Consider the following 23,723-nt stretch of genomic DNA (forward strand, 5'->3'; position numbering starts at 1 on the left):
GTTTCTTGTGGTCGGGATCAGTTGAGTGGCGGCGTGATACCCAGCCGGAACAGGGTCGCCTGGGTGGTGTCGGTCAGCTCGCCGACCCCTACGACGCTCCAGAGCTCCTCCTCCAGCTTTTTCGCCTTGTGAATGGCAAATTTGGCGATGTAGTCCAGCTCGTTGGCAATGAAGTTGGTGTCGGGGCGCCCGGTGCGGGAGACGCCGACTAGCACCGAGTAGAACTCCCCTTCCTGTAGCGCCAGCTCGATAAACTGGCGTTTCTCCTTCACGCCGGTGAACTCGCTGGCGAGACGGCTGCGGAAGATGGGCAGGCCAGCCCTGGTCTGGATGCTGGCGATGTAGACCTCCTCCTCCTTCGGCTTGTCCTCCCGCTCTATGCTGCGCAGCGGCGTCATCAGCAGCTCCTTGAGCAGCTCTCCCTGAAACAGCGGATAGAGGTTCTCCTGCTCCGGCAGCTCGGCACAGGCGGTGAGCAGGCGTTGCAGGCTGCGCGGCTTGAGCGACTTGCCGATGGAGGCGGGTTTGGGCGCCCCCTTCAGCTTGTTGATGTAGACCGGCGAGTTGAACAGGTGGTGGGTGTAGATGTTGCGCAGGGCGCGGGCCAGCCCGCGGTAGCGGCGCTGCTCCTGCGCTGCCTTGAGCTTGTTTTGGTTGCTTTCGATCAGCAGGCTGAAGAACTGGCGACCGGTGTGGCGATCGGAATCCCCCTCGATGCAGAGATGCAGCACGGTACGGGTCATGTTGAGACTGACCAGCTGATAGGAGAGATGCTGCAAGTCCATGCTCTTGGAGAGCTCCTGCAGGCGGGGCAGGGCAATGGTCACTACATCGTTCTTTTCGCCAACAAACGCCTCTTCCAGCTCGATCTGCAAGCCATGGGCCGAGATGTCGCGGGTCCAGCCCAGCCAGGACTTGCCGTTATGGTGGATGGCGACCGCCGTCTTGTGGATGTAGCGCAGCTCCTTGCGCAGCTGGACATAGTGCAGGGTCTCGATCTCGAAGGGGGCAACCCCCTGCTCGTGGCCAAAGCGCTGCAGCTCGTTGGCGTTGCTGCCAGGCTCCCCCTCCTGATAGAACTCTTCGCGCTGGGACTCCTGACAGATCTCCTGCAGCAGGCCGCAATAGCCGATCTGCTTGAGGCGCTCGAGCAGTAGTATGTCCTGCAACTGCGGGTTTTCGAGCCCCTGCAGCTGGCCGACATCCGCCTCGAGCAGTTCGCACGCCTCCAATGTGAATTTGTAGACGCGCCAGCTGGGGCGACGTGAGCCGACCTGAAAGAAGAGGGCGGTCAGGCCGCTCTGGCGCAGCTCCTCGGCGGTGGCCGAGAAGAAGTAGATATGGCTGCGCACCGTGTGAGTGAAGCAGTAGATGAGGGTTTCGCTGGTGGCACCGGGGACGGGGCAGAGTCGCTTCATCCGCTCGGCATTGAAGAGCCCCGCCAGCGCATCACGGTTCTTCTCGTCACGCCAGTACTCCAGCAGATGCTGGTTGTTCTCGGTGCGTAGGGCGATCTCGAGGCAGGGACTGTCGCCGGTACCGAAGAAGAGCGGCATGCCGGTCATACGCGGCAGGTAGAACTGCTCGTACCCCTTGATAATGGCGGCCGAGAGCAGGTAGTCGACGCTGACCCGGTAGCGCACCTTGTTGACTTCGATGAACTCTTTCAAAAAGGCGTCAAAGGCGGGTTGCTCGCTGCAACGTACCAGCCGCAGCCAGAATTTCCCCTCCTTGCTCTCTTCCCCGAGGATCTGGTAATTGACCGGTTGGTGCAGTACCGGGTTGGGGTTGTCACGCTCCAGCCCGGTAAAGAAGACCTCGACCTGGGCGCCGGTATGGTAACTGGGTAGATAAGGCACCGAGATGCGCATCCCGCCGAGGGAGAGATCGGAACTCTTGGCAAATAGCTTTTCACCGTCCGGCAGCTTGAGCAGTACCGGCGAGCTGAAGTGCATCCGTTCCTGGCGACGGCCGTAGTAACTGGCGAAGGCGATGGTGTTGACATCGTATTGCCTGAACGGACTGGCCGGTGGGGTGAGGTGACCATCGACGCGAGCGTGGTGCTGCTGTTTTTGCCACTGTTGCAGTGCCTCGTTGACCCCTATGGTATAGGCATCACGGTAGAGATAGCACTGGGACTGGAACAGGTTGATCGCCTCAGCCGGCATGAAGTGGGTAATGCCGTCGAACTCATGAATTAGACACTCATCTGCCAGCTCATCGCGCATGTCGATGACCCTGCGGCATGGAGAGCATTTACGTTTTAGCTCCATTTTGAGCAGAAAACGGCTGTTGCTGTTCTCTTCCTGGGTCATGCGGTTGAAGATCTCCTCGAAATCTTTCTCCCGCAACAAGGGGACAAGTTGTTCAATCAGATATTGTTGGTGTTCTGAATCCATGTGTTCCTGCCACGGAAAGTCACTTTTCCGATTCTGGGTTTGATCTGTCGGTCGCAAACAAGTATATCAAGCAGGAATTCATCCTGTCCCCGAGTTATCAATGGCCAAAAATAAAACTGCTTATGTTTGTTCCGAATGTGGTGCCGACTTCACACGCTGGCAGGGCCAGTGCAGTGAGTGCAAGGAGTGGAACACCATTACCGAGGTGCGCCTCGGGTCGGTGACTCCTGCCGGCAAGAGTGCCCGTTACACCGGTTATGCCGGCGCGGTCGGCAGTCAGGTACAGACACTGGCAGAGATAGCCACTACCGAGATCCCCCGTTTTACCTCAGGTTTCAAGGAGCTGGATCGGGTGCTTGGCGGTGGTGTGGTGCCGGGCTCTGCCATTCTTATCGGCGGCAACCCGGGGGCGGGCAAGTCGACCCTGCTGCTGCAGACCATGTGTGGTCTCGCAGAACGGATGAAAACTCTATATGTCACCGGCGAGGAGTCGCTGCAGCAGGTAGCGATGCGTGCCAACCGCCTTGGGCTACCCACCGACAAGCTGCGGATGCTCTCCGAGACCAGCGTCGAGCAGATCTGCTTGATTGCCCAGCAGGAGCAGCCGCAGATCATGGTCATCGACTCCATTCAGGTGATGCATGTGGCGGATGTGCAATCGTCCCCCGGTTCAGTCTCACAGGTGCGCGAAGCTGCGGCGCTGCTGACCCGCTACGCCAAGCAGAACCATGTGGCCATCTTTATGGTGGGTCATGTGACCAAGGATGGCAGTCTGGCGGGCCCCAAGGTGCTTGAGCACTGCATCGACTGCTCGGTGTTGCTCGATGGCGGCCATGATTCCCGTTTTCGTACCCTGCGCTCCCACAAGAACCGTTTCGGCGCGGTCAACGAGCTGGGGGTCTTTGCCATGACCGAGCAGGGGATGCGCGAGGTGAGCAACCCCTCCGCCATCTTCCTCAGTCGGGGTCAGGAGCAGGCGCCCGGTTCTATCGTCATGGTGATCTGGGAGGGCACACGACCGCTACTGGTGGAGTTGCAGGCGCTGGTGGACTACTCCCAGCTCTCCAACCCGCGCCGGGTGGCGGTTGGGATGGATCACAACCGGCTTGCCATGTTGCTGGCGGTGCTGCACCGTCACGGCGGGCTGCAGATGGCGGATCAGGATGTCTTCATCAACGTGGTCGGCGGGGTCAAGGTCGAGGAGACCAGTGCGGACCTGGCGCTGCTGCTGGCGATGGTCTCCAGCTTCCGTGATCAGTCGCTGCCCAAGGATCTGGTGGTGTTTGGCGAGGTCGGACTCTCCGGTGAAATCCGCCCCGTGCCGTCCGGTCAGGAACGACTGCAAGAGGCGGCGAAACACGGTTTCCGCCGCGCCATCGTGCCGCACGCCAACGCCCCCAAGCACCCTATCGAGGGGATGGAAGTGGTGCCGGTCAAAAAGTTGTCTGATGCGCTTGAGGCGCTGTAATCCGGTGCGGATAAAAGACTATGTCTTGGGATGAACGTAAATAAAAAGAGCGCCTTGGCGCTCTTTTTATTTACGGGGAAATATGGAACGTCAGGGCTGGCTGTGTTCCAGATGTTCGCTCAGCAGCTGCTCAAGCTCCCGGTGCAGCAGCTCCTCATCGCCCACATTGAGTTCGATCATCCGCCTCAGGTGAGTGGCGCTGTCGATGTCGATGTGATGACAGTAGAAGCCCAGCTTCTTGCTGGCCTCATGGTTCAGCTCTACCTGCATTTTGATCTCGATGTCGCTGCCGCTCAGGACAAAGCTGAGCTGGTACTCTTTGTTGTCATTGCTTACCCAGTCATCAGGCCGGATTAGCAGCGCACCCTGCAGGGAAATATCGACAAGCTGAGTGCGCCACTTGCGTTCCCCCTGCGTGAGTTCAGCCATGGTCAAGTAGAGGATCCGTGCAAAACGGCGGCGCTCAGACATGCTTATCTCCTTGTATGCAATCAGTGTGGACCCAATGGTCATTGCTTTGAGTGTAATCCACCTTGATTGCCCGTATCTTGAACTTGCTCTGAAAATGGCGTTCAAGCCTGTTGTGCACTAAGGGATTCCACCACATGGAGTGCCTTGACCAGACGATCTTCCTGTTTGAAACGCTCCTCCAGCACCGGTCCCAGTTCGTTAAGGTCATCGTCGAGCAGCAGCAGCTGGGCTTCATCGGCCTCGCTGTATTTGTCGTTGAACTCGAGAGCCAGTTCGGTACTGGTGCGGATATGGGGATAGATGCGCTTGGCAAGCTCCAGCGTTTCGCCGCTGGCCTGCTCGAAGGCGGTGACCACGTGATTGTAGATCTCGAAGTGGCCTGCGCTGACGTAGTCGACCAGTCTGTCACAGAAGTGCTGCAGCTCTTCGGGTTTGGGTAGGCATCGCTGTTTGGTTCGTGCCGGGGTAAGACCGGCCAGCCGCATGTATTCGACCAGCAGGGCTTGTCTTGCGTCCAGCCAGTCGTCGATAGCCTTGTGTTTTCCTGCCAGCGCCTGTTTGGTCTGTTCCAGTTTCGTCAACATAATCCCTCCATGGGGCAAGGCCGGGCGATTGATGGGGCTTCCTAGCCGTTTGAACAGTGACACATCCTATAACTAGGGAAAATCTGACCAAGCGTCAATAGGCTTGCCGGGATATTGTTAAGTGGTATTGAGGTGGGTGTCAAATTGAGCTTTTTGAATGGCGAGAGGCTGGTTGGTTCAGGTTTTTCCGAGGCTGGAATGTGACTTTTTCCGCAGATCTTGATGAAAACCCCAGCGTTTGACGCCCCCTGCTCGATAAAGCCTTTGCTTGAGCGTTTTTTTTTGCATAGAGTGACCCAGCGCTAAATGCCCGATCATAAAGGAAATGTTATGAACAAAGCTCAACTTGTCGATGCGATTGCCGCCAAAGCAGATCTGAGCAAAGCTCAGGCCAAAGTGGCTCTGGAAGAGATCATCAATGGTATTACCCAGAGCTTGAAAGAAGGTGATGCTGTGCAGCTGGTCGGTTTTGGCACCTTCAAGGTCACCCACCGCGCAGGCCGCACCGGTCGTAACCCGCAAACTGGCAAAGAGATCCAGATTGCTGCTGCCAACGTGCCTTCATTCGTGGCTGGCAAGGCTCTGAAAGACGCCGTCAAGTAAGTCTTAAAGTCTGTTTTGTCCAATGCCAGTCAGCTTGCTGACTGGCATTGTTTTTATTGGGGCTTTCGGTTTTACCCTTCCATCTCACCGACCTTGGTTTGCGCAAGAGCACTCTGCGCGTCAGGCCGTCTGCTGTGCGGTCGCTGGCAATGGCCAGATCCGCTCATAGGCCCAGGTAAAGAGAATGATGTAGACGAGGTAGAAGGCAACGAAGCCGAGATCCAGCAGCAGCGCCTCCCACAACCCCAGTTCGAGCCAGAACATGACGCAGGGGAGAGAGAGCATCATAAAGCTCGCTTCGTAGCCAAACGCATGCAGGAAGCGATCAAGAGGGCGTTTGTTGGTACGCCCGCACAGGGCCAGCAGCGCCTTGTCAAACAGCAGGTTCCAGCCATAGGTCCATGCAGTGGCGACAATCGAGAAGAAGATCGCCAGTGAACCGACCTCTGCCACGCCCTGGCCAAACAGCTGGCTGATAAGCGGGGCAACCATGGCCAGACCTATGCCTTCATAGAGAACCAGATAGCGGAGCCGATCCGAAGTGGTGCGCAGATGGGTACTACTCATGGGTGATGTGCCTCCTGTGGGAGGCGCATTCTAATGAGCGGCTGGCCAAAAATGAAGCAGTTTGTCGCTGGCCAGCTGCAGTGTGGCGTGTTTCCCGCCCTTATGCTGCCGGCGCTGTCACTTGGGTATGGAGGGTGAATCCCTCCTCAGAAGGATTGAGCGTCACCCTGACCTTTCCCAACTCGGCGAGCGAGGCAGCATGTGTGCCGCCACAGGGAATGGTTACCTCCTGACCTTCCAGCGTGCAGTGCCAGTAGCGCGAATCGATGATCGCCTCGCCAGCGCGGCTACGGCGGATCTCGCCCCCGGCTGCAATCCAGTCTGCCAGCTGCTGGTTGACCTTCTCTTCAATCAGCGCCAAATCTGCCAGCAGCGCCTCGCTGTTGACCCCCTTCTTGCGCAGGCTCTTGCCGATGCGGTACTGCTCCCGCGAGCCGCAAGGTTCGACCCGCGAGCTCTGAATGGCGAGGCGGTCGAAGTCGGGCTGGCCCAGCGCATCGCGCTCGCTCACTTCTTTACGCCAGTAAGGAGTAAGGGTCCGGTTTAGAGCGAGCGCAGCCAGATGGCAGCCGCTATGGCCAAGGCTCATGGCGTGGCGGGCAGCGCTATCAACTTGCAACTCGACCTGGCTGCCGACGGCCAGCGCGTGGTCACCTGTCAGCGGATGGACTACCACGAACCGCCATCCCTCTGCACCCCGTTTTACCGGAATATCGGCGTCGACGAACAGCTCGCCATCCGGGCTGATGGCCCCCATCCGGCAAGGGCCGATGGCGGCGTCGCCACCTTCCCAGCGAGCATGACCCACATCCCCCGGCTGATCGGGCCAGAGATGGCTTTGCGGATGGAAGGGGGTGAGGTCGGTGACCAGCAGCGTGGTTTCACCGCGCTGGCAGCAGACCACGCTGGCCTGCTCCTGATGATGGCCCAGTACGAAGCTGACTCGGGTGTGTTCCATGGCAAGGCTCCCGCAACGATAAATGAGAAGAGAAAGCGGCAGCATACGGCAAAGTGTGAAGAGGCTCATTAACCAGTGTTAATGAGCCTCCTGTTTGGTGACTGGTTGCTAGATCATGGCAACCAGCAGGTAGGCATTGAGCCCGATCACCAGTGCAACGATAAGACGGCCGATGGCCTGGATGACCGGATGGTTGAGATGTTTTCCCATTAGCTCCCGATCACCGGTCAGCATCAGCAGCGGGATCAGCGCCAGCGCGATGCCAAAGCTCAGTACCACCTGGCTCAACACCAGAATTTCTGTGGTGTTAAGGCCCATGGCGATCACCACGAAGGCGGGAGCCATGGTGATGGCGCGGCGTAGCCAGAGCGGGATGGTGAAGCGGACGAAGCCCTGCATCACTACTTGCCCGGCCAGCGTGCCCACCACGGTAGAGCTGATGCCGGAGGCGACCAACGAGAGGCCAAACAGGGTGGCCGCTGCCTGACCCAGCAGCGGGGTGAGGGTTTGGTAGGCTGACTCCAGCTCCGCTACCTGCTGGTGGCCCGAGCTATGAAAGGCGGCCGCCGCCATTGCCATCATCGCCAGATTGACGAAGCCGGCGATGGTCATGGCGATGGCCACATCGACCCGGGTGGTGTGCAGCCGCTGGCTGACCGAGCCCTGATCCTGAGTATGCTGGGTCAGCGCCGAGTGCAGATAGATGACGTGTGGCATCACGGTGGCACCGAGCACACCGGCGGCCAGATAGACGGCATCGCTGTTGGGCAGACCGGGGAAGAGAGCGCCCTCCAGCAGGCTGGGCAGATGGGGGCGGGAGAAGATCAGCTCGACGATGTAGGCCGCCGCGACAAACAGCAGCAGGCCGCCGACCACGAACTCCAGCGGTTTCTGGCCGCGGGACTGCAACATCAGGATCCCCCAGGTCATCACTGCTGTAATGCAGGCTCCCTCCAGCAGGGTCACGCCGAGCAGCAGCTTGAAGCCGACCGCGGCGCCAATGAATTCAGCGAGATCGGTGGCCATGGCGATAATCTCTGCCTGTACCCAATAAGCCCACACTGCAGGCTTGGGCAGTCGATCACGGATATGTTCCGCCAGATTCTTGCCGGTGACGATGCCGAGTTTGGCCGAGAGGGTCTGCACCACCATGGCCATCAGGTTGGCCCATACCACCACCCAGAGCAGCTGATAGCCAAAAGTAGAGCCGGCTTGAATATTGGTAGCGAAGTTGCCCGGATCTATGTAGCCGATGGCAGCGATAAAGGCGGGCCCGAGCAGGGTCAGTTTGAATTTGCGGCTTGGAATCGTTGTAGTCAGTGCGGGTTGCATGGCATCACCCTCCATCAGGATATGGAGAGAGAATAGATCTAAATGATAATTGTTATCAATTGGTCTTTTGTATCATATCCATCGGGAAAAACTTTTGAGGTCGTCAGTTGCAGTGAGGGATGCGATTTCGTACAATACGCCGCCCTAGAAAAGCAGCGACTAAACACCATTATGTTCCTTGCCTCCGAGGTCTGGCTGCACCTGGGCGGAGGCTGAATTAATCCGTAAGGAGCTAAAATGCGTCATTACGAAATCGTCTTCATGGTTCATCCGGACCAGAGCGAGCAAGTTCCCGGCATGATCGAGCGTTACACCGGCGCCATCACCACCTCCGGTGGTACCATTCATCGCCTGGAAGATTGGGGCCGTCGTCAGCTGGCTTACCCGATCGACAAACTGCACAAAGCCCACTACGTTCTGATGAACGTAGAAGCAGAGCAAGCCGTTATCGATGAGCTGGAAACCAACTTCCGCTTCAACGATGCCGTTATCCGCAACATGATCATGCGCACCAAGCACGCCGTGACTGAAGTTTCTCCGATGGCCAAGGCCAAAGAAGAGCGCTTCACCCGTCGTGACGACGAGCGCCGCGAAGAAGCTACTGAAGCTGCTTCCGAAGAGTAATTCTGGATCACTGACTAGAGGATAAAGGCCATGGCACGTTATTTCCGTCGTCGTAAGTTCTGCCGCTTCACCGCCGAGAACGTTACCGAGATCGACTACAAAGATATCGTTACTCTGAAAAACTACATCACTGAATCTGGCAAGATCGTACCGAGCCGTATCACCGGTACCCGCGCCAAGTATCAGCGTCAGCTGGCACGCGCCATCAAGCGTGCTCGTTACCTGGCTCTGCTGCCGTACACCGATCTGCACAACAAGTAAGAATCGGTCCGGCACTTAAGCCTAACTCAACGAAATTTATAGAGGAAAGGTAATGCAAGTTATCCTGCTCGACAAAATCGCCAAACTGGGCGGTCTGGGTGACCAAGTTTCCGTGAAATCTGGTTATGCCCGTAACTACCTGATCCCGCAAGGCAAAGCTGTTATGGCCACCAAGGCCAACATCGAAGCTTTCGGTGCTCGTCGCGCTGAGCTGGAAGCCAAACTGGCTGCCAACAAAGCTGCTGCTGAAGAGCGTGCTGCCAAGCTGGCCGAACTGGCTACCGTGGTTATCGCTTCCAAGTCTGGCGACGAAGGCAAGCTGTTCGGTTCCATCGGTACCCGTGACGTGGCTGAAGCCATCACTGCTGCCGGCGTAGCCGTTGCCAAGAGCGAAGTCCGCATGGGCAACGTTCTGCGTAACACCGGTGACTACGAAGTTGCTGTTCAGCTGCACGCTGACGTTAAAGCAACCGTACAGATCCAGGTTGTTGCCCTGTAATAGCGATTCGCTTTTGCAGAGAAAACCCGCGCACTTGCGCGGGTTTTTTATTTTCAGGCCCGGGAGTAGAGTGAAGCTCTGTTCCTCTGGAGGAGATCTCTATGGCTTGGGTCGAAGGTCGCGTCATCGAACGCATCGAATGGACACCCACTCTGTTCTCCCTGCGGGTAGCGGCCGATCTGGCCCCCTACAAGGCAGGTCAATTCACCAAGCTGGCCCTCGAGCAGGGCGAGCGCCGCATTCAGCGCGCCTACTCCTTCGTCAATCCCCCCTCTGCGCCATACCACGAGTTCTATCTGGTCGAGATCCCGAGCGGTGAGCTGACACCTTCCCTCGGCTCGCTGCAAGCGGGCGACACTCTGCTGGTGCAGTCTCTGGCCACCGGCTTTCTGACACTGGATGAGGTACCGGCCGGACGCGATCTCTGGCTGCTCTCGACCGGCACCGCCATCGGCCCCTTCCTCTCCATGCTGGCTGATGGCGAGGCCTTCAACCGTTTCGAGAATCTGGTGCTGGTACACGGCGTGCGCAAAGGGGAGGAGCTCAGTTACCAGCCACTTATCGCCAGCTTTGTCGAGCAATATGGCGCGCGTTTCCGCTATGTTCCCTTTGTCAGCCGCGAGCCCTGGCCCGATGCAATGGCTGGCAGGATCCCGGCGGCGATTGCCAACGGCCAGTTGCAGCAGCGGGTGGGGTTGGAGTTCTCCCCCGAGCTGAGTCAGGTGCTGATCTGCGGCAATCCGGAGATGGTCAAAGAGACCCAGCAGACCTTGCTGGCGCTGGGGTTGGCCAAGAATCTGCGGCGGGCGCCCGGCAATATCAGTGCAGAGAATTACTGGTAACGCAACATGACGGCGGGGCCGCTCGGCCCCTGCTCATGATTAGTGGTTGTTGCCCTGCGGGGCAGGCATCTGATTGGTACTGGGGGGCTGGTTGCGATTCTCTTCACTCTCGACATTGACCCTCATCCCCTTGCAGTCAGAGGGAATATAGTCGTTTACCCCCAGATCGAGGCACTCTTTCTGGCTCCAGCCGAACTGCTTGTCATCCCAGTCCAGATTGAAGGTCATCGCATCGACAGAGAAGGTTGAGCCGCTGCTCTCCTGGGATGGTTGGTCAGCATGGGCTGCGCCGGCGAGCAGCAAGAGTGAGAGGAGCAAAGGGGTCGTTCTGTTCATGATGGCCTCGGATAATTGCAACGGCGGATGAGTATACGTCTGCGGGCTGAACCCGGGCGGAATCGCATCCCATCTCGCCACACGATGAAGTCAGGAGGGGGATTGTAGCGCTTTTCTGCTGCCAATTTGTCCGTTTTGGTCGCACTCTGGGCAGCTGGTTTGCAATATGAAGGAATTCAGGTGTTTGCCCTTCTCTGAACGGCTCTGCCGACTATAATCGGCAGCCAACTTTTCCTGCACTGCACCACAGTTTCACCATGACCACACAGGACGCTTCCGCGCTGCGCTATCCCAAGGGCTGGTTCGCGCTTACCACGGTATACAGTTTTACCGGGCTGGCCATTCTGGCCTCCATCATCTTCTCCCTGCTGCTGTTTCTCTCCATCGATGACAACCCGCTGATGAAGTGGCTGTTTGGCGGTCTGGCGATCATTTTCGAGCTGGGCAAGTTCTACGTCTGGTACGAGTATGGTGAGCGCAAGGCGCGCCGGGATCTGAGTGGTGCCTTCTGGTCGTTGCTGTTCTACAGCGTGCTGGCGGCCATCTCCATCGGCGGCAGTATCGGCGGTATCAACAGTGCCACCAATACGGTGCTGAGTCAGCAGGCGCGCCATGAACGGGAGATCGCCCGCTTCGACGAACAGATCGCCAGCATCGAGCGGCAGATCCAGCTAAACGAAGAGGCGGCCCGCAAATATATCGAGCTGGAGCGCATCTCCAGCGGCGTATCCTCCCTGCAGCACGCCAATACCAAGCTGCGTTTGCAGCAGGACGAATTGCGTCAGCAGCGCGATGCCAAGCCGGTCAATGAGCAATCCTCCATGCTGGGGCTGATGAGCAGTCTGGCGGACGGGGTCGGGATGAGCATCAGCCAGGTGCAGTTTCTGCTGGTCTGCTTCCTCTCGGTGCTGCTCGACGTATTCGGTGCCTTCTTCGTCAGCCTGATCGGTGAGGAGAGCCGTTTTCGCCGGATGTGGCGCTGGCAGCAGGCACGCGCCCGTGCCGAGGAGCAGGAGGCGCTGGCGCAGGCAGCCCAGCCTGAGCCCATGCTGCCGCCGGAGCCGGCACCTGAGGTGCTGGCACAGGTGCGTGGCGCGCTGGAGAGCGGTGAGCTCAAGTGCAGCAAGCGCTCGGTGGCGCAGGCGTTGTCACTCTCGCTGGAGGAGGTGGATCGGGTGTTCCACCATCTGCTGTCGCAGGGGGTACTGGGGCAGGGGAGCAATCGCCATTATCATCTGCGTACTGACAGCGATTGAACCCGTTTTATTCGAACCAGACCAAGCCCTCATAAGGACGTGTTTTGAGTGAATCGAGGCGACTGGCAAGGTCGCCAACATGGATCTCTAGTTGATGACCATCCGGGTCTTTTAAATAGAAGGAGTCCCCTTCGCTGCTGTTTGTCTTCCACTCTTCGATGCCCGCTTGGCGCAGGCGGGCACAGAATTCGGGGAAATGTTCCGCGGAGATACTCAGGGCGACATGGCTATAGTCTTCGGCGGGCTTAGCTGGATCACAGGAAAGGCAGAGCCACAACTCTCCTAGGGTTAAATAGGCCCCGCGAGCCCATCGCACCTTGGGGCAAAAACCCAGTAAATCAACGTAAAACGTAAAGCTCTTTTCAAGATTTCCTGTTGCCAAGGTCAAATGATTCAGTCCGCTTAGCATTGTTGCTCCCTTTATTCGATATCGAACGCGTAACCATTAGTTGGTCAGCACCATCATCAGGCTGAGGAAGGCGGCCAGTCCGCCACCGATGCCGATGATCCAGTAAAACCCCTTGGCCCCCTGTTTGAGCGGGATGCGGAAGTAGAGCAGGAATGCCCACCACCCCAGCGCCAGCAACAGAGGAATAAGAAACATTCGAGCCATGGTCTCCTCGCTGTTATTCTGTTGACCCTCGATGCATCAACAGGATGGCTTGTGCAATGACGCAACTACAGATTACCGCATTCGGCGACCCCTCGGTACTCAAGCTCAACCCCTCTCTCGACAAGGTGCCTGCCGATGGCGAAGTACGGGTGCGCATCTGCTTTGCGGGGGTCAACCCCATCGATGCCAAGACCCGGGCAGGTCTCGGCTGGGCGGCGGCCCAGAACAAGGACAAGCTGCCTTGGACGCCCGGTTATGACGTGGCTGGCGTGGTGGAGCGAGTGGGCCCCGGCGTGGCCTCGCTGGCCGAGGGCGATCTGGTGTGCGGCATGGTCGGTTTTCCCCTTGTAGCCGGTGGTTACGCTGAATCCGTGGTGGCGAGCGAGCATGAGCTGGTCAAGCTTGACGGGGTGAGCCTCCAGCAGGGGGCGGCGCTGCCGCTGGCGGGACTCACCGCCTGGCAGGGATTGTTCGAACATGGCGCCCTTAAGGCGGGGCAGCGAGTGCTGGTTCTGGCCGGTGCTGGCGGTGTCGGTCATCTGGCGGTGCAGTTTGCCGCTGCCTATGGTGCCCACGTGGTAGCCACGGCGAGCGGCGACAACCACAGCTTCCTCCATAGTCTCGGGGTGAACCGGATGGTGGATTACCATCAGGCTGAGTGGTGCGCCGAGGTGATCGCCGATGGCCAGTTCGATCTGGTGCTGGATCTGGTGGGGGGCGAGAGCGGCAAGGCGGCGCTGGCGTGCGCCAAGCCGGGTGGTCGCTTGGTGACGGTGCCAACCATCACCGCCCAGCTGATCAAGGATGCTGGTGCTGCGGCGGGTATCGAGGTGGTCGGCATGTTGGTTCACCCTGACCAGAAGCAGCTGGGTCAGATGTTGATGCTGCTGCGTCAGGGAGATGTGCATATCACCATCTCCAGTGAATATGCGTTGGCAGAAGGGGCGTTGGCCCATCAGCGCATTGAAGGGGGCCATGTACGCGGCAAATTGCTGCTGCGCATGCCTGCGGCCGACGGTTATCCCAGATGAGCGGGATGATGGAGATGGGGCTGGGGTGGCTCTTTTTGAGCGCCTTTACCTCAGCCACTCTGTTGCCCGGCAGCTCTGAAGTACTGCTGGGGGCCATGGCGGCCAAAGGGGAGTGGAGCATGGCGAGCTTGCTGCTGTGGGCGACGCTCGGCAACACCCTCGGCTCCATGACTACCTGGTGGCTCGGCTGGCTCGCCACCTTCAAGAAAAAACCGGAAGATTTTCAAGGCCGTGGGGAACAAAAAGCCCTCGGCTGGCTCAAACAACATGGCCACTGGTGTCTGCTGCTTGCCTGGACGCCGGTGGTCGGTGATGGACTCTGTCTGCTGGCCGGCTGGCTGCGCCTCTCCTTCTGGCGCTCTCTTGTCCTGATAGGGCTCGGCAAATTGTTGCGTTACGCTCTGGTATTTCTACTGGCCAGTCAGATCTTCTAGCCCTTTTTGTCACTCACGAGGTTACCGTGAACAAAGTCATACCTTTAACCATTCTGCTGGGCTTTACTCTGCCCGTGCTGGCGGCTCCGACTCTGGTCTCCGAGCAGGTCAAGGAGGAGGGCAAGCTCGCCATTCCTTACCAGATGTACAAGCTGGACAACGGCTTGACCGTCATTCTGGCGCCCGACAAATCCGATCCGCTGGTGCATCTCGACGTCACCTATCACGTCGGGTCGTCACGTGAGACGGTCGGCAAGTCCGGTTTTGCCCACTTCTTCGAGCACATGATGTTCCAGGGCTCCAAGCACGTCGGTGATCAGGAGCATATGCGGATCATCAACGAAGCCGGTGGTGACATGAACGGCACCACCAACAAGGACCGCACCAACTACTACGAAACCGTGCCGGCCAACCAGTTGGAGAAGGTACTGTGGCTTGAGGCCGACCGGATGGGCTTCCTGCTCGATGCGGTGAGCCAGAAGAAGTTCGAGATCCAGCGCGCCACCGTCAAGAACGAGCGGGCCCAGCGTATCGACAACCAGCCCTACGGTCTGGTGAGCGAGAAGGTGGGCGAGGCGCTCTATCCACGCACTCATCCCTACTCCTGGCAGCCCATCGGCTATGTGGAGGATCTCGACCGGGTTGACGTCAACGACCTCAAGCAGTTCTTCCTGCGCTGGTATGGCCCCAACAACGCGACTCTGACTCTGGGCGGCGATTTTGATACCAAGCAGGCTCTCGACTGGATCGAGAAGTACTTTGGCTCCATCCCGCGCGGCCCGGAAGTGGCCGAGCCGACGCCAAAACCGGTTACCCTGCCCGAGACCCGCTACGTGACGCTGCAGGACAAGGTGCACCTGCCGCTGCTCTATATCAGCTATCCGACCGTGTCACTGGGTGATCCGCAGGAGCCGGCACTCGATATGTTTGCCGATGTGCTCGGCGGCAGCGCCAGCTCCATGCTCTACCAGTCGCTGGTCAAAACCGGCAAGGCGATCGATGCGGGCGCCTCGCACTACTGTGAAGAGCTGGCCTGTACCCTGACCGTCTACGCCTATCCCAACCCGGCGGTGGATTGCAGCCTCAAGACCCTCAAGGCGGAGGTGGACAAGGTGATCGGCGAGTTCGCCCAGCGCGGCCTCAAGCCGGAGGATCTGGAGAAGGCGATCAACAGCTATCGCGCCTCGGCCATCTGGGGGCTCGACAGCGTCTCCGGCAAGGTGAGCCAGCTCGCCATGGGTCAGGTCTTTGCCCAGGATCCCAACTACGTCTTCAAGACCCTCGACGCCATCGGCAAGGTGACGCCGGAGCAGGTCAAAACCGCCTACGACCAGTTCATTGCCAACAAGCCGGCGGTAGTGTTGAGCGTGGTGCCCAAAGGCAAGAGCGACTGGCAGGTGGCGGCGCCCAACTTCACCCCCGCCAAGCGCGAGCTACCGGATTACAGCAAGCATGATGAAGCGCTGGCCGAGCGACCGGTAAAAGACAGTTTCGATCGCAGCGTACAGCCTAAGGCGGCCGATGCGGTGAGCGTCAAGGTGCCCGCCATCTGGCACGGCAAACTCGACAAGAACATCGAGATCATCGGCACCCGAAGTGACGAAATCCCCGCGGTTTCCATCATGATCGCCCTGCCGGGCGGTATTCGGGCCGAGGAGAAGGGGCAGCTGGGGCTGGCCAATCTGACCGCCGCCATGATGGGGCAGGGGTCGGTACGTCTGACCGAGGGGCAGCTCAGCGACGAGCTGCAAAAGCTGGGCTCAAGCATCGATGTCTCCAGTGCCCAGTACAACACTCTGGTCACCATCAGCTCGCTGGCCGACAAGTTGCCCCAGACCCTCGCGCTGGTGCGCGAAGTGTTCGAGCGCCCCGGTATGCGAGAGGCGGACTTCGAGCGGGTCAAGGCGCAAATGCTGCAGGGGATACAACAGGCCCAGCAGCAGCCTGAATGGCTGGCGGGACAGGCATTCCGCGAGCTGGTCTATGGCAAGAACAACCGCCTCGGCCAACCCTCCGATGGGGTGCCTGCCGATGTGGCCAAGCTGACGCTGGCTGATGTGAAGCACTACTATCAGGCCTACTACAACCCCTCCAACGGCAAGGTGGTGGTGGCGGGCGACGTGAGCCAGAAGCTGATCGAGGAGCAGCTCGGCTTCCTGAGCGACTGGAAAGGGGCGACGCCGGCTCTGGGGGATCTCAAACTCAAGGGCAAGCAGGCCAAGCCGGGCATCTATCTGGTAGACAAGCCGGGGGCGCCCCAGTCGGTGATCCGGATCGGTCGTCGCGCCATGCCGTTTGATACCACGGGGGATTACTTCACCGCCGGGCTGATGAACTTCAACCTGGGTGGCAACTTCAACAGCCGCATCAACCTCAACTTGCGGGAAGACAAGGGCTACACCTACGGCGCCAGCTCCGGCTTCTCCGCCAACCGCGAGGTGGGTACCTTCGCCACCGGCGCCAATGTGCGGGCCGATGCGACCGTCGATGCCATCCGCCAGTTCCTCAAGGAGATGGACAACTACCGCAAGAGCGGCCCGACGCCGGTCGAGCTGGCCTATATGCGCAGTGCGGTCTCTCAGCAGGATGCCCTCTCCTACGAGACTCTCGGCCAGAAGGCGGGCTTCCTGTTGCAGATGGTGATGTATGACCTGAAGCCGGACTATGTGCAGGCGCAGAACAACCTGATCAAGACGGTGTCGGCCGAGACGCTTAAGGCGAGTGCAGCCCGCTGGCTCAATCCGGCCGACATGGTGATCGTGGTGGTGGGAGACAAGCAAAAGCTTGAAAAACCCCTGAAGGAGCTTCATCTTCCCATCTATCCGCTGCAGTTGCCGTAACTGACGCTTTATAAAAATCAAGAGCCGCCCCGGATGGGGCGGCCTCACATGAGCCGTGAATATGACTACAACAAGCTTGTCACTCACCGAGTTGCTGACTGCGCTGGGGTCTCCCGAGCGATTGACTGCTCTCAAGGGGATCCGGCGCGGGATCGAGCGTGAATGTCTGCGCATCACGCCGGATGGCCGACTCGCCCAGAGTGACCATCCCCGGTCGCTGGGCTCGGCCCTGACCCATCCCAACATCACCACCGACTACTCGGAGAGCCTGCTGGAGTTCATCACCCCGGCCACCGACTCCCTCGACAGCCTGATGGAGCAACTGGGTGATATCCATCACCATGTGATGCGTCATCTGGGTGACGAGCGGATCTGGCCGCTCTCCATGCCCTGCTTCGTCGGTGGTGAGGAGAGCATCCGGCTGGCGCAGTACGGCAGCTCCAATATCGGCAAAATGAAGACCCTCTACCGGCAGGGGTTGAAGAATCGCTACGGCAGCCTGATGCAGGTGATCGCCGGAGTGCACTTCAACTTCTCCATGCCCGACAGTTTCTGGAGCGAGTGGCAGGATCTGGTGTGCGAAGGGTGCTGCAGCCAGCGCTTTATCTCCGACAAGTACATGGGGCTTATTCGCAACGTCTACCGCTTCGGCTGGCTGGTGCCCTACCTGTTCGGTGCCTCGCCGGCCATCTGCGACTCCTTCCTCAAAGGGCGCAAGAGCAACCTGCCGTTCGAGAAGACCGGCAAGGGCACCCTCTATCTGCCTTACGCCACCGCGCTGCGTCTCTCCGATCTGGGCTATACCAACAGCTCTCAGGCGGGGCTCAAGATCAGCCACGACAACCTGCCGGCCTATGTCAGCAGTCTGCGCCGTGCCATCAATACTCATGATCCCGAGTTCGCCAAGATCGGGGTCAAGGTGGATGGGAAATATCGCCAGCTCAACGACAACGTATTGCAGCTGGAGAACGAGCTGTACGCCCCGATCCGGCCCAAGCGCACCCCGCGCAGTGGCGAGAAGCCCTCGGATGCGCTGGAACAGCGCGGCATCGAGTACATCGAGCTGCGTACCGTAGACGTCAACCCCTTCACGCCGCTGGGGATCGACGCCGATCAAATCCGCTTCTTTGACCTGTTCCTGGTCTGGTGCCTGCTGCGTCCCTCTCCGGTGCTGAGCGAGGAGGAGATTGCCCGCAATCGCCGCAACCAGAGCAAGGTGGTACTGGAAGGGCGTCGCCCCGGCCTGACGCTTGAAGATGAGCAGGGCAATGCCATTGGCCTGAAAGAGTACGGCCTCAAGCTGTTCGACGAGCTGGCTCAGGTTGCCGACCTGCTGGATCGCTGCTGTGGTCGCAACCGCTACCGCGAGACGCTGGCAATGCATCGCGAGAAGCTGCTCGACCCCGAGCTCACCTACTCTGCCCGCATGCTCAAGGAGCTGCTGGAGAGCGGCAAGGACAACGGCTGCTATGGCGACAAGCTGGCGACCCGCTATCGCGAGGAGCTGCTGGCAGGCGAGTTGCAGTATTGGGATGAAGCCTACTTTGCCGGTGAGGCGAAGGATTCGCTGGCCAAGCAGCGCGAACGCGAGCGCAGCGACAGCCTGTCGTTCGATGACTTCCTGGCCGACTACTTCGGTACCAGCAAGACCACTGCCTGATGGCAGACCAAGAAAACAGCCGCTCAATGAGCGGCTTTTTTGTTTCCGGAAACCCAAGCGGTATCAGACGTGGTTATACATGGCCTCGATTTCGCTCTGGTACTTGGCTTCGATGATCTTGCGGCGCAGTTTCATGGTGGGGGTGAGTTCACCCAGCTCCATGGAGAAGGCGCTCGGCAGCAGGGTAAACTTCTTCACCTGCTCGAACTTGGCCAGCTCTTTTTGCAGATCAGTGATGCGTGATTCGAAGAACTCCACCACCCGGGAGTGGCGCAACAGCTCGGTCTTGCACTGGTACTGCAGGTTGATGGAGCGGGCGTACTCCTCCAGCGACTCGAAGCAGGGCACGATCAGCGCCGAGACGAAGTGGCGGGCATCGGCGACGATGGCGATCTGCTCGATGAAGCGATCCTTGCCGATGGTCCCCTCGACCAGTTGTGGTGCCACGTACTTGCCGTTGGAGGTCTTCATCAGCTCCTTGAGACGCTCGGTGAAGTAGATGTTGCCCTCGCTGTCGAGCTCGGCGGCATCACCGGTGCGCAGGAAACCCTCTTCGGTCATCACCTCGGCGGTCGCTTCCGGCTTGTTGTAGTAGCCGCGCATTACGGTGGGGGAGCGCACCAGCAGTTCGTTGTTCTCCCCCAGCTTCACTTCGATGCCGTTCAGTGCCGTGCCGATGGAGCCGAGCTTGAACTGCTGATCTTCGTAGCAGCAGACGGTGGCGGTGGTCTCGGTCATGCCGTAGCCGTATTTCAGGTTGAGCCCCATCGCCTGGAAGAAGAGGTTCACATCGTCAGCCAGACGGGCACCGGCGACCGGCAGGAACCGGGTACGACCGCCAAAACGGGCGCGCAGCTTGCGAAACACCAACCGCTCGGCCAGCCAGAGCTGGCCGTAGAGCAGGGGCGAGGCGGACTTGCCAGCCTGACGGGTGGCGACCATCTGCTTGCCGACGCGGGTGGCCCAGCCAAACAGGGCCTGACGCAGGCGCGGAGCCTGGGCAACCCGGGCCTGAATCATGGCGTAGGCCTTCTCGTAGAGGCGCGGCACGGCGCACATCACGGTCGGTTGCACGTCGCCAATCACATCCATCACCTTCTGCGGATCGCGGATGTAGACGTTCTCGGCGCCGCAATAGAGCACGTAGTAGCTCCAGGCACGCTCGAACACGTGGCTGAGCGGCAGCATGCAGAGCGACACATCCTGCTCATTGAGGTCGAGGCGGCTGTTGTGCATCTCGAAACAGGCGGCGATGTTGGCGAAATCGAGCATCACCCCTTTGGGCTCGCCGGTGGTGCCGGAGGTGTAGATCAGGGTCAGCAGATCATCCATCCGGTACTGGCTTTCCCGTACCCGCAGCTCCTGTTCGCTGGGCTGATGGTTGCCGGAGACCAGAAACTCCTGAAAGTGGCTCGCTTGCGGGCAGCCGCGCAGGTTGACGCTGCCGTCGAGGGCGACGATCTGGCGGATCTCGCCGCTTTCAATCAGTTGCAGTGCCTGATCGAACTGGGGCTGCTCGCCGACAAACAGCAGGCCGATGTTGGCATCGCGCACGATATAGCGCAGCTGATCAAGGGTGCTGGTGGGGTAGATGGGGACGCTGACGCCGCGCGCGGCGAGGATGCCGAGATCGGCCTGGGTCCACTCCGGCATGTTGCGCGAATAGATGCCGACCATTTCGGTGGGCTGGTGTCCAGCGCGGATCAGGGCCTGGGCACAGTAGTCCATGGCCTGACCCAGAGTGCGCCAGCCGATGGCACGCCATTGACCATCCTGCTGAACGCGCAGGGCAGCCTTGTTGCCAAGCCGGGCAATACGCTCGCGCATCAATTGAACCAGATGAAGCTTCGGCATCAATCAAACATCCTTTCGTAACAGTTGTACGCCCACGAGGGCACTAAAAAGCGGGCTAGAGTTTAAACTCCAATATTACGGCTTACAAGTGTTCGCCGTTTGTTCTGGATCACAAAGAGGGCAAATAGCCCATCTTCTGAACCGGGCGAGCGGTTTGGTTGAGACCGGATCCGACGTTAGAGGCAGAAGCTCAGAAGGCAAGGGGAGTGGGCAAGCGAAGTGGGACGGGAAATGGGGGGAGGTGAGAGGAGGGCTTGGCTCCCTCCTCTTTCAGTCAGTATGTCGGTGGGGCGTTATTGCCGGGATCAGCTGAAGTCGAACAGGCGCGACATCAACACGGCGTCTTCCCGATCCTGGCCGGTGCCATAGTAGTCGGCGCGGCGGCAATACTCGGCAAAACCGGCGCTCTCGTAGAGATTGATGGCGGTCTGGTTACCGGCGCGCACCTCGAGAAACCAGGCCTGTGCCCCGCTCTGCTTGCTGTGCGCGAGATAATGTTGCAGCAGCGCCCGGCCCAGCCCCTTGCCCTGAAAAGCGGGGTGGACGCAGATGTTCATCAGCGAGCTGTCGCCCGCCACCAGATCCGAGATATAGAAGCCCGCCGGCTTGCCATCGACCAGCATCAGGGTGTTGAGGTAGCGGGGGCCAAAGCAGGAGAGCAGGTTGGCCTGACTCCAGGGCTCCTTGTGGGCGGCCTGTTCGATGGGATAGACGAGGTCGAAGTCGGCTTCGAGCAGGGGGCGAAACTCAGGCATGGTAGCTCCGTGGGATAACGTCAAAGCCCGCCTCGACGGGCATGGGATTGGGTCAGGCTGTCTGGGCTGCGAGATGTGGCTGCAACTGTTGCCACAGTGCCCGCTTTTCGGCACTGCCGGGGGCGAGCGGGCAGACGAGGGCATCGGGCCAGCGGGAATCGGCCTCGGTTAGCCAGAGCAGCGGTGACTGCTCCTGTTGCAGCCAGTGCGCCTCGGGGGGCGTGCTCAGCAGCGTGACCTCATCGATTCTGATGGCGAGCAGCTGGCAGATATCCTCCAGCAGTGTCGCAGCAGGCAGTGCCTGAGCCAGCAGCCAGAGCTTGCCGGCAGGGCGAGGAGCCTGCGGGATAGCCTCTTGCGGCGATTCCGTACTGGCTACTTCTGCCTCTTCGGCAGGGGCGACACCCAGCATGGCCGGACGACGCAGCTGCCAGCTCTGAATGCCCATGCGGGCCAGCATGCTTTGACGTACGGGGTTTGTCATGGGTGAGTCACTCTCTTGGCTGCATTGGGGAAAATCGTGCCGGCAGGGTACACGCGAACGGGTTGCTCTGCACCCTTTGCGGCCCTCTGCGGGGGTTATCCGGTTTTTTTCCTGCCAGAGTCGGGTATTCTGGCGAAATAAGACCGGATAAATATCATAACAAGAGAAACCCCAAGGACGAACAGGTGGCCATCACCCCTTGGGCTTATCATCATCCCAGCCTGGAATTGTCTCTATGTCGCCTTTAGCTCAAGCCACGAACTCTGCGCGTGCCATTCCCATTCAGGAGCGACTGCCTCGCCTGCTGGCCGCTCTGGGGGAGGGGCTCTATGAACGGCAGGATGCCCTGCGCCTCGGTCTGCTGGCTGCGCTCAGTGGTGAGAGCGTGTTTCTGCTGGGCCCGCCCGGCATCGCCAAGAGCCTGATCGCCCGTCGCCTCAAGCTGGCATTCTTTGAGGCGCGCCACTTCGAATACCTGATGACCCGCTTCAGTACGCCGGAGGAGGTATTCGGCCCCCTCTCCATTCAGGCGCTGAAGGAGGATGGCAAATATCTGCGCCTGACCGCCGGCTACCTGCCTGAGGCAGAGGTGGTGTTCCTCGACGAGATCTGGAAGGCGGGCCCCGCCATCCTCAACACCCTGCTCACCGCCATCAACGAGCGGCAGTTTCGCAACGGCGACAGCCAGCACCCCATTCCGATGCGGCTGCTGGTGACCGCCTCGAACGAACTGCCAGCCCCCGACAGCGGGCTGGAAGCGCTCTATGACCGGATGCTGGTGCGGATCTGGATGGATCGGGTGCAGGAGAAGTCCAACTTTCAGGCGATGTTGGCCAGCGATGGTCATTCGCACCACAACCTGCCCGCTTCGTTGCAGATCCGCGGGGACGAATACGAACAGTGGCAGGGCGAGATTGAACAGGTACGGCTGCCGGATGCCTGCTTCGAGCTGATCTATCAACTGCGCCAGCAGCTCGACAGCCAGCTGGCCCACCGCTGCTATGTCTCCGACCGGCGCTGGAAGAAGGCGGTACGGCTGATCAAGGCGAGCGCCTTCTTCAATGGTCGCGATGAGGTAGCCCCTCTCGATTTGCTGCTGTTCAAGGATTGCCTCTGGCATGACGAGGAGTCTCGCACTGCCCTGCTGGAGATGATGACCGAGTTCTCCCGTCTCTACGGCTATCAGCAACTGGCGATGACCCGCCAGCTGCTGGCGCTGCGGGATCAGTTCAAACAGCTCAAACAAAGCGTGGCCCAGCGGCTCTGCACGAAAGCGCGTCAGCGCAAGCAGTGGTTTGGCCGGCGGGCGCGGGGGATCGAGATCCCGCTCGCCAATGCCAGACCCTTTGGCAAGCAGGTGCACTTCCATCTGCTCACGCCGGCATCGCTGGATGGCAGTGATCCCGAGCGGCTGACTGATACCCTGATGTTTGATCGTACCCTCCTTTCTCACTGGCGCCCCACCGGCGAGGCGCTGGTCGGCCATCCGCTTGGCAATCCGAAAGAGGGGCACTATGAGCTGGTGCTCGACGACGAACTGCGGCTGCAGGTGCTCGATATCCAGCGTCAGCAGATCCCGCTGGTGCTGGTGGAGCGCAGTGCCATCCCCGAGGTGGTGCTGGAGCCATGGTTGCAGGCGCTCGACGAGTTGCAGAGCCAGACCGGCAAGGTGCTGCAGGATCTCAAGCAGCAGCGCAGCCTGTTTGAACGCCATCAGCAGCACCTCTTTATCGCCTCGCGCTGGCTGCAGCAGGTGGAAGACAGCTTCTTCGTGCTGGGACGGGATCTCGAGCTGCTGCGCAGCGAGCTGGCGCAGTGGCGCGAGCGGTTGCCGAGACTGGACGGCTAAGGG

Annotated in this window: 24 protein-coding genes; 12 read left to right on the plus strand and 12 right to left on the minus strand. The window is 59.7% G+C overall.

Annotated elements, in window-relative coordinates:
* Positions 1 to 17: 17 nt before the first annotated feature.
* Positions 18 to 2,399: a PilZ domain-containing protein gene (locus LG31_RS0102615; RefSeq protein WP_033112956.1), complete on the minus strand. Its 2,382-nt coding sequence runs from the start codon at positions 2,397 to 2,399 to the stop codon at positions 18 to 20.
* A 100-nt stretch (positions 2,400 to 2,499) separates the two neighbouring features.
* On the opposite strand from LG31_RS0102615, the gene radA reads away from it, so the two are divergent.
* Positions 2,500 to 3,867, plus strand: coding sequence for a DNA repair protein RadA (radA, locus tag LG31_RS0102620; RefSeq protein ID WP_033112957.1), 1,368 nt, complete (start codon positions 2,500 to 2,502; stop codon positions 3,865 to 3,867).
* Between the two features lie 90 nt (positions 3,868 to 3,957).
* Here the strand turns inward: radA and LG31_RS0102625 are convergent, their stop codons facing one another.
* Complete coding sequence (locus LG31_RS0102625; protein WP_033112958.1) at positions 3,958 to 4,338, minus strand: PilZ domain-containing protein; 381 nt, start codon at positions 4,336 to 4,338, stop codon at positions 3,958 to 3,960.
* Between the two features lie 101 nt (positions 4,339 to 4,439).
* Positions 4,440 to 4,922, minus strand: coding sequence for an Rsd/AlgQ family anti-sigma factor (locus LG31_RS0102630; protein ID WP_033112959.1), 483 nt, complete (start codon positions 4,920 to 4,922; stop codon positions 4,440 to 4,442).
* Between the two features lie 330 nt (positions 4,923 to 5,252).
* Between LG31_RS0102630 and hupA the strand changes: the two genes are divergently transcribed.
* A complete protein-coding gene (gene hupA, locus LG31_RS0102635; protein ID WP_005340484.1) occupies positions 5,253 to 5,525 on the plus strand; it encodes a nucleoid-associated protein HU-alpha in 273 nt (90 codons plus the stop codon).
* A 120-nt stretch (positions 5,526 to 5,645) separates the two neighbouring features.
* Here the strand turns inward: hupA and LG31_RS0102640 are convergent, their stop codons facing one another.
* The 3 genes from LG31_RS0102640 to LG31_RS0102650 all read right to left on the minus strand — a co-directional run bounded on the left by LG31_RS0102640 (position 5,646) and on the right by LG31_RS0102650 (position 8,382).
* Positions 5,646 to 6,092 carry a PACE efflux transporter gene (locus LG31_RS0102640; RefSeq protein ID WP_050513386.1) on the minus strand — a complete coding sequence of 149 codons (447 nt, stop codon included), beginning with the start codon at positions 6,090 to 6,092 and terminating at the stop codon, positions 5,646 to 5,648.
* 100 nt (positions 6,093 to 6,192) lie between these two features.
* Positions 6,193 to 7,050: an alanyl-tRNA editing protein gene (locus LG31_RS0102645; RefSeq protein WP_033112960.1), complete on the minus strand. Its 858-nt coding sequence runs from the start codon at positions 7,048 to 7,050 to the stop codon at positions 6,193 to 6,195.
* A 108-nt stretch (positions 7,051 to 7,158) separates the two neighbouring features.
* Positions 7,159 to 8,382 (minus strand): Nramp family divalent metal transporter, encoded by a 1,224-nt coding sequence (locus LG31_RS0102650; RefSeq protein ID WP_033112961.1) that lies wholly within the window; start codon positions 8,380 to 8,382, stop codon positions 7,159 to 7,161.
* A gap of 237 nt (positions 8,383 to 8,619) precedes the next feature.
* Here LG31_RS0102650 and rpsF point away from each other — a divergent pair, with 237 nt between their 5' ends.
* The 4 genes from rpsF (at position 8,620) to LG31_RS0102670 (ending at position 10,608) form a co-directional block, all read left to right on the plus strand.
* Positions 8,620 to 9,006 carry a 30S ribosomal protein S6 gene (gene rpsF, locus LG31_RS0102655; RefSeq protein WP_005308887.1) on the plus strand — a complete coding sequence of 129 codons (387 nt, stop codon included), beginning with the start codon at positions 8,620 to 8,622 and terminating at the stop codon, positions 9,004 to 9,006.
* A 30-nt stretch (positions 9,007 to 9,036) separates the two neighbouring features.
* Positions 9,037 to 9,267 (plus strand): 30S ribosomal protein S18, encoded by a 231-nt coding sequence (rpsR, locus tag LG31_RS0102660; protein ID WP_005308890.1) that lies wholly within the window; start codon positions 9,037 to 9,039, stop codon positions 9,265 to 9,267.
* A gap of 52 nt (positions 9,268 to 9,319) precedes the next feature.
* Positions 9,320 to 9,766: a 50S ribosomal protein L9 gene (rplI, locus tag LG31_RS0102665; protein WP_005340490.1), complete on the plus strand. Its 447-nt coding sequence runs from the start codon at positions 9,320 to 9,322 to the stop codon at positions 9,764 to 9,766.
* Between the two features lie 101 nt (positions 9,767 to 9,867).
* Positions 9,868 to 10,608 carry a ferredoxin--NADP reductase gene (locus tag LG31_RS0102670; protein WP_033112962.1) on the plus strand — a complete coding sequence of 247 codons (741 nt, stop codon included), beginning with the start codon at positions 9,868 to 9,870 and terminating at the stop codon, positions 10,606 to 10,608.
* A 39-nt stretch (positions 10,609 to 10,647) separates the two neighbouring features.
* On the opposite strand, the gene LG31_RS0102675 is transcribed toward LG31_RS0102670, so the two are convergent.
* The gene (locus LG31_RS0102675; RefSeq protein WP_033112963.1) at positions 10,648 to 10,944 is read right to left on the minus strand and encodes a hypothetical protein; all 297 of its coding nucleotides are present in this window, start codon (positions 10,942 to 10,944) and stop codon (positions 10,648 to 10,650) included.
* Between the two features lie 257 nt (positions 10,945 to 11,201).
* Here LG31_RS0102675 and LG31_RS0102680 point away from each other — a divergent pair, with 257 nt between their 5' ends.
* The gene (locus LG31_RS0102680; RefSeq protein ID WP_033112964.1) at positions 11,202 to 12,200 is read left to right on the plus strand and encodes a hypothetical protein; all 999 of its coding nucleotides are present in this window, start codon (positions 11,202 to 11,204) and stop codon (positions 12,198 to 12,200) included.
* Between the two features lie 7 nt (positions 12,201 to 12,207).
* Here the strand turns inward: LG31_RS0102680 and fos are convergent, their stop codons facing one another.
* Both fos and LG31_RS21360 read right to left on the minus strand, forming a co-directional pair.
* Positions 12,208 to 12,609 (minus strand): fosfomycin resistance glutathione transferase, encoded by a 402-nt coding sequence (fos, locus tag LG31_RS0102685; protein WP_033112965.1) that lies wholly within the window; start codon positions 12,607 to 12,609, stop codon positions 12,208 to 12,210.
* A 36-nt stretch (positions 12,610 to 12,645) separates the two neighbouring features.
* Positions 12,646 to 12,813 carry a hypothetical protein gene (locus tag LG31_RS21360; protein WP_162516863.1) on the minus strand — a complete coding sequence of 56 codons (168 nt, stop codon included), beginning with the start codon at positions 12,811 to 12,813 and terminating at the stop codon, positions 12,646 to 12,648.
* A gap of 56 nt (positions 12,814 to 12,869) precedes the next feature.
* Here LG31_RS21360 and LG31_RS0102690 point away from each other — a divergent pair, with 56 nt between their 5' ends.
* The 4 genes from LG31_RS0102690 (at position 12,870) to gshA (ending at position 18,778) form a co-directional block, all read left to right on the plus strand.
* On the plus strand, positions 12,870 to 13,844 hold the full coding sequence (locus tag LG31_RS0102690; protein ID WP_050513388.1) for an NADP-dependent oxidoreductase: 975 nt from the start codon (positions 12,870 to 12,872) through the stop codon (positions 13,842 to 13,844).
* Positions 13,841 to 14,278: a YqaA family protein gene (locus LG31_RS0102695; RefSeq protein ID WP_033112967.1), complete on the plus strand. Its 438-nt coding sequence runs from the start codon at positions 13,841 to 13,843 to the stop codon at positions 14,276 to 14,278. The genes LG31_RS0102690 and LG31_RS0102695 overlap by 4 nt, the downstream gene beginning before the upstream one ends.
* Before the next feature lie 26 nt (positions 14,279 to 14,304).
* A complete protein-coding gene (locus LG31_RS0102700) occupies positions 14,305 to 17,118 on the plus strand; it encodes a M16 family metallopeptidase (protein WP_033112968.1) in 2,814 nt (937 codons plus the stop codon).
* Between the two features lie 61 nt (positions 17,119 to 17,179).
* Positions 17,180 to 18,778 (plus strand): glutamate--cysteine ligase, encoded by a 1,599-nt coding sequence (gene gshA / locus LG31_RS0102705; RefSeq protein WP_033112969.1) that lies wholly within the window; start codon positions 17,180 to 17,182, stop codon positions 18,776 to 18,778.
* 63 nt (positions 18,779 to 18,841) lie between these two features.
* Here gshA and LG31_RS0102710 read toward each other — a convergent pair whose 3' ends face one another.
* The 3 genes from LG31_RS0102710 to LG31_RS0102720 form a co-directional block, all read right to left on the minus strand.
* Complete coding sequence (locus LG31_RS0102710; protein ID WP_033112970.1) at positions 18,842 to 20,632, minus strand: AMP-dependent synthetase/ligase; 1,791 nt, start codon at positions 20,630 to 20,632, stop codon at positions 18,842 to 18,844.
* Positions 20,633 to 20,937: 305 nt separating this feature from the next.
* Positions 20,938 to 21,387, minus strand: a complete 450-nt coding sequence (gene rimI / locus LG31_RS0102715) for a ribosomal protein S18-alanine N-acetyltransferase (RefSeq protein ID WP_033112971.1) — start codon at positions 21,385 to 21,387, stop codon at positions 20,938 to 20,940.
* A gap of 52 nt (positions 21,388 to 21,439) precedes the next feature.
* Positions 21,440 to 21,871 (minus strand): DNA polymerase III subunit psi, encoded by a 432-nt coding sequence (locus LG31_RS0102720; RefSeq protein WP_033112972.1) that lies wholly within the window; start codon positions 21,869 to 21,871, stop codon positions 21,440 to 21,442.
* A gap of 235 nt (positions 21,872 to 22,106) precedes the next feature.
* On the opposite strand from LG31_RS0102720, the gene LG31_RS0102725 reads away from it, so the two are divergent.
* Complete coding sequence (locus LG31_RS0102725; protein ID WP_033112973.1) at positions 22,107 to 23,720, plus strand: ATPase RavA domain-containing protein; 1,614 nt, start codon at positions 22,107 to 22,109, stop codon at positions 23,718 to 23,720.
* Positions 23,721 to 23,723: the final 3 nt, after the last annotated feature.

It is taken from the genome of Aeromonas lacus (assembly GCF_000764665.1).
In the GTDB taxonomy this organism is placed as follows: Bacteria; Pseudomonadota; Gammaproteobacteria; order Enterobacterales; family Aeromonadaceae; genus Aeromonas; species Aeromonas lacus.